The organism is Yokenella regensburgei (assembly GCF_051486985.1).
Classification (GTDB): Bacteria; Pseudomonadota; Gammaproteobacteria; order Enterobacterales; family Enterobacteriaceae; genus CBFFRJ01.
On record NZ_JAHVDV010000042.1, the window covers coordinates 15,091 to 31,786 of the forward strand.

Below are 16,696 nucleotides of genomic sequence, written 5' to 3' on the forward strand. Positions count from 1 at the left end.
CCCTCCGGGGAGAGGGCAAGGGTGAGGGGAAACATGCGGCGCTGAGGAGGCATTCCGTTCACCTTATGTTTCTTGCTTTTCTGTCGCTCCAGAACCCGTGAACGTGCCAGGGTGGTTCACCGCCACCACCCTGGCGACCCGGGCTCCCGGCCAGGAAAATCGCCGCTGGCGCGGTCCACTTAGCTTCTCCTTCAGGCTTATCGGGGACGGGCGAAGGCAACATCCCTGCGCGTCACCCCGGCCTTGCGGATACGCGTCGTCGATTTTCAGCCGGACCCTGTCATCGCGGTAACTGCTTTATTCTCATTCAGCAATGATATCGCTGCAAAACGTAATATGACTGGGCATCCCTCAGCCTTTGGGGATCAGGGTGAGGGGAGCGACGCCAGAAGTAGCATATAGCTCTGATCCCCACTCTCTTCCTGAATAGCGAGGGAGTCCACCGTGCATGCCTTCCGGCAATATGATAGCCTGCTAACCCACCGCTAACCGCAGGAACTCTCGACGTTATGTCCATTCAGAAAATCGCCAGGCTGGCTGGCGTTTCCGTTGCCACGGTTTCACGTGTCCTCAATAACAGCGAGTCGGTAAAAGAGACCAACCGTGAACGCGTACTGAAGGCCATCGCGGAAAGCAACTATCAGCCCAACCTGATGGCGCGTCAGTTGCGTACCGCCCGCAGCTCAATGATCCTGGTACTGGTGTCGAATATCGCTAACCCCTTTTGTGCCGAAGTGGTGAAAGGGATAGAAGAAGCGGCCGAGCAGAACGGTTTTCGCATTCTGCTTTGTAATTCCGGCTCCGATATGGAGCGTTCCCGCTCTGCGCTTAAACTGCTCTCCGGTAAAATTGTCGACGGCATTATCACAATGGATGCCTTTGCTCGCCTGCCGGAACTGACAACACTGATAGGCAGCGCCCCCTGGGTACAGTGCGCGGAGTATGCCGATGAAGGAGACGTCTCCTGCGTGGGTATTAATGACGTGGAGGCCGCTCGGTGCGTCATTGAGCAGCTGCTTGCGCGCGGCTGCCAGCGCATCGCGCTTATCAACCATGATTTGAGCTACAAATATGCCCGCCTGCGTGAGCAAGGCTACACCAGCGCGTTAGCGGAAAAACAGCGTTGCTGGAAAGCGGTGGAATATGCCCAGGATTTAAGCTTCAGCGCCGGGAAAGCGGCAATGGAAAACCTGCTGCGTGCTGACGAACGCCCCGATGCGGTATTTGCCGTCTCCGACACCCTGGCCGCAGGGGCATTGCTGGCTATTCACGAGGCCGGACTCGCCATGCCCCAGGATATCGCGGTCGTCGGGTTTGATGGCACGGAACTGGCCGAAATGGTCACGCCACCTCTCAGCACGGTTTCGCAACCGTCGCGTGAGATTGGCCGCAAGGCGGTGGGCTTATTGCTCAATAAAATCGACAATCCCCAGGCCCCTGCAGAACGCATTATGATGGACTGGCACTATATTTCCCGTGCCAGTGCGTAATAACCCGTCATACTTCAGGTGGTAGCCTGCACATCCTTAACCCGGATTATTTAGGGTATAGTGGTGTATTATCAGTCAGATACCTATTACCAGCGATTTTCGCTGGTTTTTTTATGCTCAGGGAGCTTTGCCATGAACCGGCAACGACAAGCAGAACTCTTTCTCGTTTTCACCACGCTGATTGCCGCCTGTGGGTGGATTTTTTCCCGAGAGGCTATTTCCGGTATGCCGGTTTTCGCCTTTCTGGGGGTGCGTTTTTTGGGGGCGGCGTTGGTGTTATTGCCCTTTTGCCGTGGTCAGAGTATTCCCCCGCAATGGCGTCGCCAGGCGGTAACCAGCGGGCTGTGGATGGCGGCAAACATGTGCCTGTGGATCTGGTCGGTCTCCACCACGCCCTCGCTCGGAGAGGGGGCTTTTATCATGAGCCTCTCCATGCTGTTTGTGCCGCTGGTGGCCTGGGCGATGATGGGCGTGCGTCCGGCCCGCGCGTACTGGGAGTGTCTGCCGGTCGCCGTTATCGGACTTGCGTTACTGAGCTTACACACCCCGATTGTGTTTCACCCGAGCCAGGGGTGGTTCCTGCTGACCGCGTTTGTGCAATCCATCTCCTTTTGTTACACCAGCCGTTTAGCACGAGATGTCCCGCTCATTCCCCTTACCACCGTGCAACTGGCGGTAACGGGCAGCATCGGCGTCTTCTTCTCACTGCTGTTTGAACACTGGACCCAGCCGTTAACGGCCCCGACCATCATGTGGCTGGTGGCCAGTATTTTTATTGCCACCAGCCTGCGCTTTGGTCTGCAGATACAGGGGCAGAAGTATGCAGCGGTCGCCAGCGCGGCGCTGATTATGGTGCTGGAGCCCCTGCTCACGGTCATTGCGGCCTCGCTGTGGTACAGCGAGCGCCTGCCGCTACAAAAAATTCTCGGTGGTGTGCTTATCCTGCTTGCGCAGTTGTGGTTCCGCTGGCGAATGGTGGCGAAACTGCCTTCCTGAGTGAAAACTCCCTTTGCCGAACACCCTGATGCGAACCGCAGTGGTGCGACACTTCCACAGTGCCGGGCCACCTGCAAGGGAGCACCAGATTTAGATAAAGAGTTTTCCTGCCAGCACCGTATGGGCCGCGCCGAAGAGTCTTACGCGGTCGGAGCCGGCGAGCTCAATCACTACCTCGCCGCCGCGTGCGGAGGCCTGCCAGGCACGTAGTGAGCGCTTACCGGAGCGGGCTGACCAGTAGGCGGCGAGGGCGCAATGCGCCGATCCGGTCACCGGATCTTCGTTTACGCCGACCCAGGGAGCAAAATAGCGGGAGATAAAATCCTGATTTTCCCTGCCCGGCGCGGTAACCGCCACGCCGCGGCCTGGGAGTGCCGCGAGCGCCTGAAAATCGGGGGCAAGGTTCTCAATGCGCTGCGCATCTTCAATGACGATCATCTCTTTGGCTCCGTATCTGCCGCAGGCCACTATCTCCTTTTCCTCAAGCCCAAGCGCCGCCACTTTTCGCGCGTCGGGGAGATGACGCATATCCGGCGGCGTCAGCGGGAAATCAAGTTCAATCGTTGACGCGTGAGCGATAGCGGTAAGCGGGCCGGAGAGGGTGGTAAATTCGATGCGTTCACCCACCTGCAATTGACCCGTCTGGCGTAATACGTGGGCGGTAGCGAGGGTAGCGTGACCGCAAAGATCGACTTCGGCAAGCGGGGTGAACCAGCGTAACTGTCTTGTGCGAAGCGTCAAAAAAGCGGTTTCGGAGACGGCCATCTCCGCTGCAATGTTTTGCATCGTTGCAGCTTCCAGGGCGTCGGGGGTAATACACACTGCGGCCGGGTTGCCGGAAAACGGGCCGTTACTAAAGGCATCAACCTGATAAATCGCCAGTTCCACGCGTTCTGCTCCTGTCAGTCATCGGACCCACACGGTAACGCGTTTCGTCAGTGAGGAACAGGGGCAGGGCTAGCGTGGGCGCAGACGTTGTTGTGCTTTGCGCGACAGCGTGTCCACCACCAGTTCGCGTGAATCGTGAATCAGGTCAGCCAGCAGCGCTTTGGTGATATCGTCACCAGCGAAAACCGAGATCCAGTGCTTCTTATTCATGTGGTAGCCTGGCTCAATGCTGCGATAAATCTGTTGATTAAGCAGGGATTTTTGAGGATCGGACTTCAGAGTCACCAGGGGTCTGCCGTGTGCTGTGGTGGTCATCATGAAAATCTTTCCCTCCACTTTAAAGACGTCATGTTCCGGGCCAAACGGCCAGCAGTGGTCGGTAAAGGGCAACGCCAGCGCGGTACGGTGTGCAAACGCATGCAGGGTTTTACTGTCCACGGTGCCCCTCTGCGGTCAGTGCGCGCCACATGGCTTCAAAGCCCAGGCGTTTGGTCTCTTTCGACTTTTCAGGGTCGCGGCTGGCGAAATCCATGGTTGTCTCGGCAAGCGTCAGGAAGATGGCATCGCCAAAAGACGAAAACGCCTCAGAGAGAAACTCAGACATAATGGACCGGTGACAGATCTCGTGCAGCTCCGGGAACATCTCATGAACCTTCTGGCGCGTGGCGGGGGTGATTTTTTCGCTCACGGAAATCTGGCGAATGGCATTATGGCCTGTAGGGTGGCGAATTCCCCAGTCAATATAACTGTTCCAGATGGACTGGGTATGCAATTTCGGATCGGTGACGGCGCGGTCAAGCCCGTCGATCATGGTCCGACATAAATCGGATTTTAAATACAGATAGAGGGCGTTGAGCAGGTCATCTTTGGTGGCAAAGTAGCGAAACAGGGTGCCTTCAGCGACACCTGCATTACGGGCAATCGCCGCCGTTGAGGCCGCAATGCCGGTTTGACCGATAGCGACGGCCGCCGCATCCAGTAATGCCAGTTTTTTGTCTTCACTCTTAGGACGAGCCACTACATTTTTCTCCTCTGGGTTTAAAACCCACGATTGAAACATGCCCATTCCGGCGCTGCAACGTTCAATGTCAAACTTCGAAAATCATCTTGACGACATTCTAATCATTTCTATAATGAGTGCTTACTCACTCATATTCAAGTTTAACACATTTTGGCGTTCCAACGGATGGGGACCGCTTTCAGGAAGGGAAGATGAAACGTCTTACGTTCAGCGTGGTGCTCATAATGCTCCTTGTTTCAGCCGCCAGTTTACCCTTTGTGCTTAACGCCGGGTTCGGTCAGCCACCGCAGGGTGAACAGCGCATGCGTGTCGAGCAGTCGCCGCACTACCGTGACGGCGAGTTTCAGAATCAACTGCCGACACCCAACTATACCGGGCAGAAAAATATGCTCGCGGCAATGTGGGATTTTCTGGTCACCCGTCGTGAAAACGCGCGTCCGCAGCAGCCTTTACCGCTGATGAAGACCGATCTCATGAGTCTGCCGCTGGCGCAGGACACCGTGGTGTGGCTGGGGCACTCTTCCTGGTATTTGCAGCTCGCCGGTAAACGCATTCTGATTGACCCGGTACTGAGCCATTACGCGGCACCCTTCTCCTTCCTGAACAAAGCGTTCGCCGGGGAGTACCCCTGGACGGCGCAGACGATGCCGGAGATCGATCTGCTGGTTATCTCCCATGACCATTATGACCACCTCGACTACGCCACCATCAAAGGGTTGTTGCCGAAGGTCAAACGGGTGGTGACCCCGCTGGGCGTCGGGTCGCACCTGCGCTACTGGGGCATGAACCCGGACATTATTCAGGAAGCCGACTGGCAGCAAACCATCAGCGTGGCAGACGGACTGGAGGTGCATGTACTTCCGGCGCGGCACTTCTCAGGACGTGGTCTGAAACGTAACCAGACGCTGTGGGCCAGTTTTATGTTCGTGACCGGCGATCGCACGCTTTATTACAGCGGTGACTCCGGCTATGGGCCCCATTTCAAAGCCATTGGAGAGCAATTTGGCAAGGTGGATTTGGCCATTATGGAAAACGGTCAGTACGACGAGGACTGGAAGTACATCCACATGATGCCGGAGGAGACGGCCCTGGCAGCCCAGGAGCTTAACGCTCAGGCGGTGTTGCCGGGTCACGCGGGACGTTTTGTGCTGGCGAAGCACACCTGGGATGACCCTTATAAACGACTGGCTCTGGCAAGCCAGGGAAAAGGGTATCGACTGTTAACCCCCACGCTGGGCGAGCCGGTTCTGGCGGCAGACCCTGCGCAAGGCTTCCGGGCCTGGTGGGAATAGGTTTTTTCGAAGAGCAGAGGGGAGCGTAACATGACTATTTCCGCTCAGGTTATCGACACCATCGTCGGATGGATCGACGATAATTTGCATCAACCATTACGGATTGACGATATCGCCCGCCATTCCGGCTACTCAAAATGGCACCTGCAACGGCTGTTTTTACAGTACAAAGGGGAGAGTCTGGGGCGCTACATTCGTGAACGTAAGCTGTCGATGGCGGCGCAGGATTTATTAAACACCGATCAAAAGGTTTACGACATTTGCCTGAAGTATGGCTTTGATTCCCAGCAGACCTTTACGCGGATCTTTACCCGCACCTTTCATCAGCCGCCGGGCGCCTGGCGCAAAGAGCATCATCCGCAGACTCACTGATAAATAACCGGCTGGATAACAGCCGGTTTTTTTCAACAATTACCAGGCATAATTCACGGTCGCGGTCAGGGTACGACCCACGCCGTAGAAACAGGCGGTGTCGCTGGCGCAGGAGGCGACGTATTTGGTGTTCGCCAGGTTGTTAACATTAAACTGCACGCTCGCCCCTTTCAGGTTGTCATTGAGCTCACCGAGTGAGTATCCCAGCATCACGTCATACAGGTCCACCGACGCCACTTTGAAGGTGTTCTTTGCATCGCCATAGCTGGTGCCAATGTAGCGCATCCCGACACCAGCGGTCAGACTTTTGAGCGGACCGGAGGGCAGGGTGTAGCTGGTAAAGGCAGAGGCCATATGCGCAGGAACTCGCTGCGGGGTTTTGCCTTTCACGCCCGCCACCGTGGTGCTGGTCACTTCGGCATCGGTATAAGTGTAAGAGGCAATAATGTTCCAGCTCTCCCACAGGGTTGAGTGAACCTCTGCTTCCACCCCTTTTGAGCGAATCTCACCGGCGTTTTCAAACCAGCCTTCCGCGCTGTTGTAGGTCGGCACGTTGGTCTGGCGCAGATCCCAGGCGGCAACCGACATCAGCGTGTTGTCCACTGGCTGGTACTTCAGGCCCGCTTCGGTCTGCTTACCGGTGGTGGGTTTAAAGGGGGCGACGCCCGGTGCGCGGTTGGTTTGCAGATTCGGCTCAAACGACGTGCTGTAGCTGATATACGGCGACAGGCCGGAATCGAAGGCATAGAGCAAGCCGGTGCGCCAGGTGAATTTACTGTCATTCTGCTGAGTAAGCGCGTCTGAGGCGGTAAAGTCGGTGCTGCGCACTTCTGACCAGTCATACCGGCCGGACAGGAGCAGCTCCCAGTTATTCCAGCTCATCTGATCCTGTAAATAGACACCCATCTGGTCCAGATTCTGCTGCTCATCGGTGAGCGTCGCGAAGGTGCTCTCATCCACGCTCACGCCGTAAGTCGGTTTCGTCCAGTCGAAATCATATTGGGTGCCGGAACCGCGCTGTAGCAGCTGCTTATCTTTGCTCTGCTTGTAGTCCAGGCCGCCGAGTACCGTGTGACCAACAGCGGCGGTGACAAACTGGGCTTCAAGCTGGTTATCGAGGCCGAACTCGTTGGTGGTGCGCGCTTCATGCTGCGCCCGGCGGGTGAGCACGGTACTCTCTGGCGCACTGTTGGCATACACCAGATAACGGTATTTCTGTTTGATGGTGGCGTAGCGGGCGTTCTGGCGGAAGGTAAAGATATCATTGAGCTGATGTTCTACCTCATAGCCAATCATGGTCTGTTCACGCCAGGACTGATCGTAATCCGGGTCGCTGACGTTCATATTCCACGGCAGATAGTTACCGTTGGCGCTCACCACGGTGCCGTAGTAAGGCAGGAAGTTGCGGTAGCCCGCGTCGGGATCTTTCTGGTAGCTGGTAAGCAGCGTGAAGCGCGTCTGATCGTTCGGGTACCAGGTGATAGCCGGCGCAATGGCCATGCGTGTCTCTTTATAATCGCTTATCTGATTATCCTGGGTGCGGGCGATGCCGTTCAGGCGGTAGAGCACGCGACCGTCATCGCTCAGTTTACCGCCGAAATCAAACGCGCCTTCCCCCAGCTTGTTATTGCCGGTACGGAACTGAACGTTATGGAGGGATTCGCTGGTCGGGCGTTTGCTGGTCATGCTAATCAGGCCGCCTGGGTTAACCTGACCAAAAAGCACCGAAGCCGGGCCGCGCACCAGTTCCACGCGCTCCAGTAGCCACGGATCGACGGTGCCGGTTTGCGAAGAGGCGGTCGCACCGAAGCTCAGGCCGTCGAGGAATTTCGGCACATAGCTAAACCCACGGACAAACACTTCGTCGTTACGGTTGGACGCGCCACGGTATTCGGTGAACGTGCCTGCGGTGTAGCGCAGCGCCTGTGACACCGAGGTAGCATCCAGCGCTTTCATCTGGTCGCGGGTGATGACCGAAACGGACTGCGGCGTTTTCACCAGATCGGCGGAGGTTTTGGTTGCCGACAGGGTTTTGGTGGCGACTATCCCTTTAACTGGCGCAGTGGGCTCTTCAACCGCCTTCGCCGAAACAATGAGCGTCTCCTCACCACCGGTTTTTGCCAGCACCGGAGAACTTACCCCTGTAACAGTGAGACTGAGCAGCCAGAGCTGCGTTATTTTGTTCTTTTTAAACATTATTTTTATATTCCTGTTGTGGTTACCTGCTATCACGCCTCCCCAAAACATACCCAGACGCCGCGGGGAGCCATCCTTAACGGCGCAGATGATATTGCAAATTATTAGCATTTGCATTAGCGTCAATAGCAATTTTACAGGGAGCAACGCGAATGAAGATGGCTTGGGGTGGGTTACTGGTGGGGTTCAGCACACTGTCTGCGGTGGCGGCGCCCTGCGAATCGCCGTCGGTTCAGGGAGAGCAGCAGGGGAGATTCGATGCCAGCGGTGAAGTCTGTTTTCAGCTTCCCGTGCTCAGTGAAAATTATGTTCAGGCGACCCTGAAAGGCGTAACGGATGCACACCTGCTTGACGAACAGCATCATCACCTGCGCACGTTACTGGAAGGAGGGCCGGCTGACGGCGAGCAGTCGCTGCTCTTTTCTCTGCCGGTAAAACGCTCTTCATCGCTGGTACTCCACGGCAATGAGGGCATGCGCTGGTCGTTTAGCTGGCGCATGAAAGAAACAGAGCCGCTCTCCCGCGCGCTGGTGCTGGATCCTGCCAGCCCGGCGCTGCAAAAACTGGCAGGGGAGCTGGCAGCCGGGGGAAACACGGAAGCGTTCTGGGCCGCTCGTCAGCAAAACGGTACGCCGCTGGTGGAGCCGGTGGATGCAACCCATAAGCGCGTGACCTTCCTGTGGCGTGGCGCACGCGGCAATGTCTTTATTCTTGGGTCCCCCGCCGGCGATCACGATCCGCTGTTTAAACTCGCACATTCAGACGTCTGGTTTCGCAGCTATGTTGTCCCTTCTGATACGCGCATGCAGTATAAGCTTGCACCGGATGTGCCAAAGATCGATGGCACGCCGCGCGAGCAGCGCCGTGCCATTCTGGTCAGTGCGCAGGCCGATCCCCTTAACGCCCTCACGATGAGCTGCCCACATGCCGACCGCTGGAACCGCTCTTCGTTGCTGGACTTAAGCCCGGTCCGCTATTTCTCCCGTAAAGCCATGTCCCAACCCATTCTGCACGGTTCGCTCATGCGTAAATCCTTGTACAGCGCGCGCTTAGGTAACCGCCGGGAAATCATCATCTACCGTCCCCATACCGCTCAGCCCGTGCGCTGGACCCTGTTTCTGTTCGACGGGCAGATCTGGCAGGACGATTACCACACCGCCAATGTGCTGGACGGGCTGATAGCGCGGCACCAACTGCCGCCGGTGAACGTTGTTTTCATTGACAGCCTTGACCACGCGCGGCGGTCACGGGAGCTACCGCCAAACGCCGATTTCGCCGATTTTATGGCCCACGATCTGCTCCCCTGGCTGCGTCAACAGGGCATTAGGGTAGCGCGTAAGAAGACGATAGTCGCCGGTGCCAGCTATGGTGGTCTGGCATCCTCCTGGGTGGCGCTGCGTTACCCGCGCCTGTTCGGCAATGTACTGAGCCTGTCCGGCTCCTACTGGTGGGCGCCACAAGGGGAAAAAGCGGGTTGGTTAACGCGGCAATATGCCGAAGCGCCGCGTTACCCGGTACGTTTCTGGATACAGGCCGGACGTTTCGAAGCGCAGGGCCCGGATGGGGGTATTTACCGCAACAGCATGGACTTTGACAGTATGCTACGGGAAAAGGGCTATCACAGCCGTTTCCACCCCTGGTCGAGCGGGCATGATTATGCCGCGTGGGTCGAGGCCTTAGTGCATGGGTTACGGGACATCACCGGCTTACGCCAGAGAGAACCAGCGCCGCCAGATAAAGCGTAAAACATAAAATTCTACGGCACCCAGCAGCAGGAACCACAGACAAAACAGAATGGTATAGAGCTGATTGAGGTCCTGAAAATGGAAGGTGTCCATCAGCGTTTGTGCCAGCACCAGCCCCAGCGAAGGCGCGGGGAGCAGCAGGACGGAAACGAACGCCATTCCCAGAATGCCGGCTGCGGTGATCAAGGTTTCCAGTGGGTGCTTCATATCAGTTAATCGGTTGTTAAAAGAGGTATTGTCGGGGAAAGTGCACCCTGGTGCAATCTCCCCGCAGGCAATTACCCCGCCGCCCAAATCTCGGTGTGTTTTTGCACAAGCCCGATCAGGGAGCCACCATCGGCTACGAAATCGCGCATCAGTTGCGCTTCGCTTTTGCCGCGTCTCACAAAATAGCCCAGTTCGGTAATCGCGCTGCCCGCATTAAGCTTATCCGCCCAGGGGGCAACTTTTTCCAGCATACGTTCAATGTCATCGGCAATACGGCACTGCTCGCCAGTATGGACGTCGGTGATAACGCCATCCAGCCCGAAACGACAGGCCTGGAAACGGTTAAATTTATACAAAAGATAGTCGCGCTCCTGATGCTTAAAAGGGCGCTCTGCCAGTAACCAGTGGGCAATAGCCTGAATAAACCCGGTCATGTTAATAGCATGTGAGAGAGTAAGCGGCGTATCCATCACCCGCACTTCAACGGTGCCAAAATTGGGACTGGGGCGAATATCCCAGTGCAGATCCTTAATGCTCTCAATCATGCTGGTATAACTCAGACGGCGAAACAGCCCTTCAAATTCCTGCCAGTTGCTGACCCAGGGCATGGGTCCGTTGTCAGGGAAAGAGGAAAAAATGTTCAGACGCGATGAGGCAAAACGACTATCGGTGCGCTGCATATAAGGCGATGCGGCGCTAAGTGCAATAAAGTGGGGAACAAAACGCGACAGCCCGTGCAGCAGATAGATGGCGTCATCACCGTTCTGGCAACCCACATGGACATGCTGACCAAAAACGGTCGCTTGTTGCATCAGATAGCCGAACATCTCCAGCGTGCGGGCATAACGCTCATCTTTGCTTATCTCCTGGCGCTGCCATTTCTGGAAAGGGTGGGTTCCGCCGCCACAGATCTTCACGTGGTGCTCGTTCGCTGCCTGCAGAATGATTTGCTGCATGGCAGAAAACTGGCTGGCGGCCTGGTTAATGTCTTTACACACGCCGGTGGCAATCTCCAGCATGCTCTCGGTGATGTCATGTTTGACTTCACCTGCCTTTACCTGACTCTTTACGGCATCAATCAGGCGCGATGAGTCCTGACTCAGGTCGTAGCCCGGTGGGTTAACAACCTGGAGTTCAAGCTCAACGCCCAGGGTAAAAGGGTCAGATACGTGAAAATCGGGTAGTGGCATACTCTCTTATCCTTTCCTTGTGAGGGTTCAGGTAAGTATACCCGTCATACTTCAAGTTGCCTGGGCATTGGCTCTCCTCGCTCACCCCGGTCACTTACCAGCGTAAGCTCCTGGGGCGAGGAGTCAGGCGAGCTGCTGTAACTGACCGCGCAGCACTTCGACGCCTGGCATAATGGCGTCCGGGTTGATGGCATGAAACCCCATACGAAAAAAGTTATCCGGCGGCGAACCCTCCAGAAAATGACGGGCCCCAGGCTCTATTAATACTCCCGCGTGGGCTGCTCGCCAGGTCAACTGCTGGGTGCTGATATGCGCCGGGGTACTGAGCCAGAACGCGTTAGCATGCTCACTCCCGCTAAGGGTCTTGCACTCAGGCAAAAAGCGATGCAGCGCGGCGTGCAGCCTGTCCCAGCGCCGCGCGGAATCTTCGTGATAGCGACGCAGGTGGGTTTCGTAATGGCCCTGTGCCAGAAAATGGGCCATCTGGTACTGGAGGTTAGCAGGGGGATGACGATAGACCAGACGTCGCAGCGCACGGGCTTCGTCGATAATTTCAGGGGCGGCAACCATGTAGCCCAGACGCAGACCGGGCGACAGCGCTTTTGACAAACTACTGACATAAATCACGCGTCCGCTGCGGTCGCTGGCTTTAAGTGCGGGCAGGGGGTTTTGCGTGAAATTGCTCTCTGAATCGTAGTCGTCTTCGATGATCACTGCATCGTGGCGCGCGGCATAGTCCAGCAGTTGCGCGCGTCGCGCCTTGCTCATGGTGACGCCGGTCGGGACCTGGTGACCGGGCGTAACGTAGTAATAATCACAGGGCGTCTCACCTGGCACAAGTCCCTCATCGTCTACCGGATGAGGCACAATCTGCGGCTCGCCAAGCAGAAAGGTGTTGATGGCTTCGCGAAACCCTGGGTTTTCCACCGCCACTCGGGTCTGGCGTGACATTAACAGGCGGGTTAACAGATAAAGGGCATTCTGCGATCCCAGCGTAATCAAAATTTCATCCGGCGCGGCAACGATGCCTCGTTTTGGCAGTACGCGCGTGCGGATCTGCTCTATCAGCGCCGGTACATCCTGATCGATGTGATCAATCACCCATGCCGGATCGCGGGCACCACCATGCAGCCAGTTTGCCGCGGTACGCCAGGTGGCAAGCGGGAACTGCCGGGGATCCGGTTGACCGTAGATAAAGGGGTAACGGTAGTGCATCCAGCCAGCCGGCTTAAGGATAGACTCCTGCTGACTGGGGGTAATGTGCAGCCGTTTGCTCCAGAGTGGTGCAGCGCTTTCGCATTCAGGTGCACGTTGAGACACATTTTGCCCGGCGCTGTAGTAGTCGGGATGGAGATAATAGCCGCTGCGGGGCCGGCTTATCAGGTAGCCCTCATTCACCAGACTTTCAAAGACCAGGGCGGTGGTATTGCGCGATACGTTGAGCTGCACGGCCAGCTGCCGGCAGGAAGGTAACGGCGTTTCAGCCGGGAAAATGCCGCTCAAAATGGCATTAATCAATGATTCCCGTACCTGCTCCTGTAACCCACGTTGACCATCGAAATCGACATGCATCAGGTGACGAATCATATTGCCCTCCCCGGAGATCTCATCAAAAAAGAACGAGCAAAATCCATACCAGCTGTCGGAGATCTGACACAAACATTATCGCGGTCTGGCTCTATTCAGAATTCTGAAAGCGTCTCTATTGTTAAAACGCAGTCACAACACGCCGGATGACCATCGCTTTCGGCATATTTATTGCAAAGACTCCGGTACGACGGAAATGCATCAGCCTTGCAGAAAAAATTAAGGGTAGAGAAATGAAAAACGTATTCGGCAAATATTATCTTGCAGCCATCTTCTCGCTGGCTTTTTCTTTGCACGCAGTTGCAGCGGATTTACCCGAAATCGAAAAAAATGGCACCATGAAAGTCGCAACGGAAGATGACTACGCGCCGTTTAACTTTATGACTAACGGACAGGCAGATGGTTTTAATAAGGATATGCTCGACGAGTTTCGTAAATATGCGAAATTCAACATTACGCAAAGTATTTTACCCTGGACAGGGCTGCTCGCCGCTGTCTCAACGGGGCAATATGATATGGCCTTAACCGGTGCCGTTATAACCGATGAACGCCTCAACGTGTTTAATTTCACGCCGCCCTGGGCCTCCGCCCAGCACTATTTTGTAAAACGGGCTGACGATAAAACCCTGAATACGATAGCCGATCTCAGCGGTAAAAAAGTGGGCGTCCAGGCAGGCAGTGCACTGCTGGCGCGTCTGCCTGAGTTGAAAGCGATGCTGGAAAAAACCGGCGGCAAATTAGGGCCGGTGGTCGAGTATCAGTCTTACCCGGAAGCTTATGCGGACCTTGCCAATAAGCGCGTGGATTACGTGATTAACGTGGTTATCTCGGTCAACGATCTGGTGAAAGCAAAACCGAAAATCTTTGCCAAAGGTCTGGCGGTTTCCGGCCCCGGATACATGGCGTGGCCGGTGCCGAAAAACTCACCCGAACTGCTGGCTTACATGACCAAATTCATGAACCACATGACCGAGAGCGGCAAGCTGGCTGAGTTGCAGAAAAAATGGTTCGGCGAAACCTATGATATGCCGAAAGAGCCTATTACCAGCGCCGGACAGTTCCATCAGTTAGCGGGTTTTTAAGATCATCGCGGCGGGCAACCGCCGCCTGTTAAAGAAGGAGGGCATATGGATGCAATGGCCTGGCAGTTATTGATTGAAGGCGCATGGACGACCCTCTGGATCTCGGGTATTGCGATTGCGTCCGGGGTGATTATCGGGCTTGTGATCGCGTTCATCCGCATGATGAAAATTCCCGTTATCGACCAGATTTTAGTGGTTTACATTAGCCTGGCACGGGCGACGCCGCTGGTCACCCTGGTGCTGTTTCTCTTTTTGTCGCTGCCGACCCTCGGCATCAATATGGACAAAACGTTGGCGGCCATCGTGGCGTTAACGCTTAACACCTCGGCCTTTAATGCCGAAATCTGGCGCAATGCGTTTCGCAATTTTCCCCGTGAACAACGGGAAGCCGCAGAGTCCGTCGGCATGCGACGCTGGACCTATTTCCGCTACATTATGTTGCCGCAGATGTGGATTGAAAGTCTGCCAGCGCTGGTCAACGAAATGTCGTTCCTCATTAAAGGAAGCCCGGCCATCGCGGTAATTGGCGTGGTGGATCTGACGCGCGTCACCAACCGCATTTCGTCTGTCACCTATGAGCCACTGTCGCCGATTCTGGCGGCCGGGCTGTTGTATGTGGTTATTATCGGTCTGCTGCTGAAATGCCAGAGCATGGCGGAACGCAAAGCGAAGCGTCTGGCGCGGTAAAGCGGGAGGATATATGAATCAATGGGGCATTATCTGGTCAGCACGTGAAAGTTTCTTTAACGGCCTGCTGACAACACTCGAGCTGTTTATTATTGCGGCAGTTATTGGCCTGCTGATCGGTATTCTCTTATGTTACGTCATGGAATATCAGCACCGGTTTCTTGACAGCGTGATTATGGCTTTCGTCAGCCTGATGCGGGCAACGCCTTTTCTTATTCTGGCCTATCTGCTTTATTACGGGCTACCGGAAATAGGTATCAGTATGGAGGCATGGACGGCGGGGCTGGTGGCATTAATTATTTATCACGGTGCTTACTTCTTTGAAATATTACGTAGCCAGCGAAGGCTATTTTCTAAGGGGTATACCGAAGCCGCCGTTTCGCAGGGGTTCTCACGCTACAAAATATTTAAACGTATCGTGCTGCCCAATATTTTCTCCTCGGCACTGCCCCTGATGGGAAATCAACTCATTATTTGTCTGAAGGATACCGCCTTCCTGTGCATTATTACGGTTCAGGAGATAACCGCAGCGGCAAACGGCGTACAGTCCACCTATTTTATTCCCTTCAATGCGTTCATTGTGGCGATTGCGCTGTACTGGGGGATCAGCATCTTGCTTGAACTGATGATTAAACGTCTTAGCCAGTATGGCGCAAAAAGAGGAATGACCCATGCCTGAATCAAGTGCGGTGAGCATTAAAAACCTGTCCAAACAGTTTGATAACGTTGAGGTGCTGCGCGACATCAACCTGACGGTGGAAAAGGGCACGGTGGTCAGCATTCTGGGGTCATCCGGTTCGGGGAAGTCGACGCTGCTGCGCTGTATGAACTGGCTGGAACAGCCCGATCGTGGGGAAGTCCACATCAGCGGGCAGCGCATCGGGGTGGACGCCAGCACCGGTAAAGCGATGTCGCACAAAGATCTCTCAAAAGTACGCGAACGCATAGGTATGGTATTCCAGAGTTTCAATCTGTGGCCGCATCTTACCGTGCTGCAAAACGTCAGCGAAGCCCTGGTGCATGTGAAAGGGATGAGGCGTGACGCGGCAGAGGAGATTGCCCGTGCCCAGTTAGAAAAGGTCGGTATGGGCCATAAATCGGATGCTTATCCGATCACGCTCTCCGGCGGGCAGAAGCAGCGTGTGGCGATTGCCCGATCCCTTGCCATGTCCCCTGAAGTCATTTTGTTTGATGAACCGACCTCCGCGCTGGATCCTGAGCTGGTGAGCGAAGTGCTTGGGGTGATGAAAAACCTCGCCGCCGAGGGCTACACGATGGTGGTGGTGACCCATGAGATGGACTTTGCCCGCCAGGTGTCAGATGAAGTGGTGTTTTTAGAAAAGGGGTTGCTGATTGAAAAAGCACCGCCGGAGAAATTTTTCACCCATCCCGATTCGGACAGGGTAAGGAAGTTTTTGCAGTCGAGCCGTTAATACCCTCACCCCGGCCCTCTCCCTGAAAGGGAGAGGGAGAAAGGCTGGGCAAGCTTGCTTTTGAGGGTGGGTGCTAAGTCTGCAAACCGCTCGAACGGTTCCCTCGCCCCTTTGGGGAGAGGGAGAAAGGTTGGGCAAGCTTGCTTTTTGAAGGTGGGTGCTAAGTCTGCAAACCACTCGAACGGCTCCTCGCCCCTTTGGGGAGAGGGAGAAAGGCTAGCTCAGCTGATTTTTTAAAGGTGGGTGCTAAGTCTGCAAACCGCTCGAACGGTTCCCTCGCCCCTTTGGGGAGAGGGTCAGGGTGAGGGGAACATGCGGCGCTGAGGGTCATTCCGTTCACCTTATGTTCCTTGCTTYTCTKTCACGCCAGAACCCGTGAACGTGCCAGGGTGGTTCACCGCCACCACCCTGGCGACCCGGGCTCCCGGCCAGGAAAATCGCCGCTTCGCGGTTCACGACGCTTAATCCTTCAGGCTTATCGGGGACGGGCGGAGGAAACCTCCCTGTAAA

The 16,696-nt window shown here is 55.6% G+C and carries 16 protein-coding genes; 9 read left to right on the top strand and 7 right to left on the bottom strand.

Annotated features, from left to right (window positions below):
• Nucleotides 1-509 precede the first annotated feature (509 nt).
• The gene (locus KXR87_RS21340) at nt 510-1,490 is read left to right on the top strand and encodes a LacI family DNA-binding transcriptional regulator (protein WP_437434216.1); all 981 of its coding nucleotides are present in this window, start codon (nt 510-512) and stop codon (nt 1,488-1,490) included.
• 132 nt (nt 1,491-1,622) lie between these two features.
• On the top strand, nt 1,623-2,486 hold the full coding sequence (locus tag KXR87_RS21345) for a DMT family transporter (RefSeq protein WP_437434217.1): 864 nt from the start codon (nt 1,623-1,625) through the stop codon (nt 2,484-2,486).
• A 90-nt stretch (nt 2,487-2,576) separates the two neighbouring features.
• Here the strand turns inward: KXR87_RS21345 and KXR87_RS21350 are convergent, their stop codons facing one another.
• The 3 genes from KXR87_RS21350 to KXR87_RS21360 all read right to left on the bottom strand — a co-directional run bounded on the left by KXR87_RS21350 (nt 2,577) and on the right by KXR87_RS21360 (nt 4,392).
• Nucleotides 2,577-3,374: a PhzF family phenazine biosynthesis protein gene (locus KXR87_RS21350; protein ID WP_437434218.1), complete on the bottom strand. Its 798-nt coding sequence runs from the start codon at nt 3,372-3,374 to the stop codon at nt 2,577-2,579.
• A 69-nt stretch (nt 3,375-3,443) separates the two neighbouring features.
• Nucleotides 3,444-3,812, bottom strand: coding sequence for an MmcQ/YjbR family DNA-binding protein (locus KXR87_RS21355; protein WP_437434219.1), 369 nt, complete (start codon nt 3,810-3,812; stop codon nt 3,444-3,446).
• Nucleotides 3,802-4,392, bottom strand: a complete 591-nt coding sequence (locus KXR87_RS21360; RefSeq protein WP_437434220.1) for a TetR/AcrR family transcriptional regulator — start codon at nt 4,390-4,392, stop codon at nt 3,802-3,804. The genes KXR87_RS21355 and KXR87_RS21360 overlap by 11 nt, the downstream gene beginning before the upstream one ends.
• A gap of 194 nt (nt 4,393-4,586) precedes the next feature.
• Here KXR87_RS21360 and KXR87_RS21365 point away from each other — a divergent pair, with 194 nt between their 5' ends.
• Both KXR87_RS21365 and KXR87_RS21370 read left to right on the top strand, forming a co-directional pair.
• Entirely contained in the window at nt 4,587-5,687 is a 1,101-nt protein-coding gene (locus tag KXR87_RS21365; protein ID WP_437434221.1) for an MBL fold metallo-hydrolase, read from the top strand.
• Nucleotides 5,688-5,717: 30 nt separating this feature from the next.
• Complete coding sequence (locus tag KXR87_RS21370) at nt 5,718-6,059, top strand: RamA family antibiotic efflux transcriptional regulator (protein ID WP_437434222.1); 342 nt, start codon at nt 5,718-5,720, stop codon at nt 6,057-6,059.
• Between the two features lie 39 nt (nt 6,060-6,098).
• On the opposite strand, the gene KXR87_RS21375 is transcribed toward KXR87_RS21370, so the two are convergent.
• A complete protein-coding gene (locus KXR87_RS21375) occupies nt 6,099-8,255 on the bottom strand; it encodes a TonB-dependent siderophore receptor (protein WP_437434223.1) in 2,157 nt (718 codons plus the stop codon).
• Between the two features lie 152 nt (nt 8,256-8,407).
• Between KXR87_RS21375 and KXR87_RS21380 the strand changes: the two genes are divergently transcribed.
• Nucleotides 8,408-10,000, top strand: a complete 1,593-nt coding sequence (locus KXR87_RS21380; protein ID WP_437434224.1) for an alpha/beta hydrolase-fold protein — start codon at nt 8,408-8,410, stop codon at nt 9,998-10,000.
• Here the strand turns inward: KXR87_RS21380 and KXR87_RS21385 are convergent.
• The 3 genes from KXR87_RS21385 to KXR87_RS21395 form a co-directional block, all read right to left on the bottom strand.
• The gene (locus tag KXR87_RS21385) at nt 9,962-10,207 is read right to left on the bottom strand and encodes a DUF1158 domain-containing protein (RefSeq protein WP_437434225.1); all 246 of its coding nucleotides are present in this window, start codon (nt 10,205-10,207) and stop codon (nt 9,962-9,964) included. The genes KXR87_RS21380 and KXR87_RS21385 overlap by 39 nt on opposite strands.
• A 71-nt stretch (nt 10,208-10,278) precedes the next feature.
• The gene (locus KXR87_RS21390; protein WP_437434226.1) at nt 10,279-11,397 is read right to left on the bottom strand and encodes a YbdK family carboxylate-amine ligase; all 1,119 of its coding nucleotides are present in this window, start codon (nt 11,395-11,397) and stop codon (nt 10,279-10,281) included.
• A gap of 123 nt (nt 11,398-11,520) precedes the next feature.
• Nucleotides 11,521-12,984, bottom strand: a complete 1,464-nt coding sequence (locus tag KXR87_RS21395; RefSeq protein WP_437434227.1) for a PLP-dependent aminotransferase family protein — start codon at nt 12,982-12,984, stop codon at nt 11,521-11,523.
• 233 nt (nt 12,985-13,217) lie between these two features.
• Here KXR87_RS21395 and KXR87_RS21400 point away from each other — a divergent pair, with 233 nt between their 5' ends.
• From KXR87_RS21400 to KXR87_RS21415, 4 genes are read left to right on the top strand one after another with little or no spacing between them, the layout of a single operon-like run.
• Complete coding sequence (locus tag KXR87_RS21400) at nt 13,218-14,066, top strand: transporter substrate-binding domain-containing protein (RefSeq protein WP_437434228.1); 849 nt, start codon at nt 13,218-13,220, stop codon at nt 14,064-14,066.
• Nucleotides 14,067-14,111: 45 nt separating this feature from the next.
• Nucleotides 14,112-14,753 (top strand): amino acid ABC transporter permease, encoded by a 642-nt coding sequence (locus tag KXR87_RS21405; protein WP_437434229.1) that lies wholly within the window; start codon nt 14,112-14,114, stop codon nt 14,751-14,753.
• Nucleotides 14,754-14,766: 13 nt separating this feature from the next.
• On the top strand, nt 14,767-15,432 hold the full coding sequence (locus KXR87_RS21410; protein ID WP_437434230.1) for an amino acid ABC transporter permease: 666 nt from the start codon (nt 14,767-14,769) through the stop codon (nt 15,430-15,432).
• Nucleotides 15,425-16,186, top strand: coding sequence for an amino acid ABC transporter ATP-binding protein (locus tag KXR87_RS21415; RefSeq protein WP_437434231.1), 762 nt, complete (start codon nt 15,425-15,427; stop codon nt 16,184-16,186). The genes KXR87_RS21410 and KXR87_RS21415 overlap by 8 nt, the downstream gene beginning before the upstream one ends.
• Nucleotides 16,187-16,696: the final 510 nt, after the last annotated feature.

Coding starts and splice junctions, on each gene's coding strand:
- KXR87_RS21385 (WP_437434225.1), bottom strand. CDS start 10,207: ATGAAGCACCCACTGGAAACCTTGATCACCGCAGCCGGCATTCTGGGA.
- KXR87_RS21390 (WP_437434226.1), bottom strand. CDS start 11,397: ATGCCACTACCCGATTTTCACGTATCTGACCCTTTTACCCTGGGCGTT.
- KXR87_RS21340 (WP_437434216.1), top strand. CDS start 510: ATGTCCATTCAGAAAATCGCCAGGCTGGCTGGCGTTTCCGTTGCCACG.
- KXR87_RS21365 (WP_437434221.1), top strand. CDS start 4,587: ATGAAACGTCTTACGTTCAGCGTGGTGCTCATAATGCTCCTTGTTTCA.
- KXR87_RS21410 (WP_437434230.1), top strand. CDS start 14,767: ATGAATCAATGGGGCATTATCTGGTCAGCACGTGAAAGTTTCTTTAAC.
- KXR87_RS21415 (WP_437434231.1), top strand. CDS start 15,425: ATGCCTGAATCAAGTGCGGTGAGCATTAAAAACCTGTCCAAACAGTTT.
- KXR87_RS21395 (WP_437434227.1), bottom strand. CDS start 12,984: ATGATTCGTCACCTGATGCATGTCGATTTCGATGGTCAACGTGGGTTA.
- KXR87_RS21380 (WP_437434224.1), top strand. CDS start 8,408: ATGAAGATGGCTTGGGGTGGGTTACTGGTGGGGTTCAGCACACTGTCT.
- KXR87_RS21405 (WP_437434229.1), top strand. CDS start 14,112: ATGGATGCAATGGCCTGGCAGTTATTGATTGAAGGCGCATGGACGACC.
- KXR87_RS21375 (WP_437434223.1), bottom strand. CDS start 8,255: ATGTTTAAAAAGAACAAAATAACGCAGCTCTGGCTGCTCAGTCTCACT.
- KXR87_RS21400 (WP_437434228.1), top strand. CDS start 13,218: ATGAAAAACGTATTCGGCAAATATTATCTTGCAGCCATCTTCTCGCTG.
- KXR87_RS21370 (WP_437434222.1), top strand. CDS start 5,718: ATGACTATTTCCGCTCAGGTTATCGACACCATCGTCGGATGGATCGAC.
- KXR87_RS21345 (WP_437434217.1), top strand. CDS start 1,623: ATGAACCGGCAACGACAAGCAGAACTCTTTCTCGTTTTCACCACGCTG.